At 35.4% G+C, this 517-nt stretch carries 1 protein-coding gene; it reads left to right on the top strand.

Annotation, left to right across the window (positions count from 1 at the left end):
• Nucleotides 1-517, top strand: a 517-nt coding sequence (locus A1704_RS12375) for an ABC transporter permease (protein WP_131797506.1), incomplete at both ends; no start/stop codon positions are given.

Here is a 517-nt window from a genome sequence, read left to right as displayed (position 1 = left end):
AGGTGTTTTTCCAGGGAAAGATCAATTAGACAGCTATGTCATCTCTCCTATTGAACTGACCGAAGAATTACTAAATCTTCCCAAAAACTCAGCATACCAGATTGTTATTAAAATAAAAAATCCGGAACATGCCGACTCAGTAAAACAAAGCTTACTAGCTTCACTTGGTAAAAATATTGAAATCAAAACCAAAGAAGAAGAAAATGCTGCTTTCTGGAAAATGATCAATACAGAGAAGATGTTTAGTTATCTGATCTTTGCATTGGTAATTTTCATTACAACATTTAATCTTGCCGGAGCTATTATTATTCTTCAGCTCGATAAAAAAGAGCAGGCAAAATCTCTTATTTCACTAGGCTTTCCTTTAAGCCATCTGAGAATGACTTATTTCTACACAGGAATACTCATCGTTATTTCAGGTGTAATCTCAGGATTAATCGTTGGAACAGCATTATGCTATTTCCAGCTTTACACCGAATTCTTCAGAGCCAATGAAGCTCTGCCATTCCCTGTCAAA

The organism is Chryseobacterium cucumeris (assembly GCF_001593385.1).
GTDB classification, from domain to species: Bacteria; Bacteroidota; Bacteroidia; order Flavobacteriales; family Weeksellaceae; genus Chryseobacterium; species Chryseobacterium cucumeris.
The sequence above is the reverse complement of the archived record's forward strand: the minus strand, read 5'-3'. Positions and strand labels throughout refer to the sequence as shown.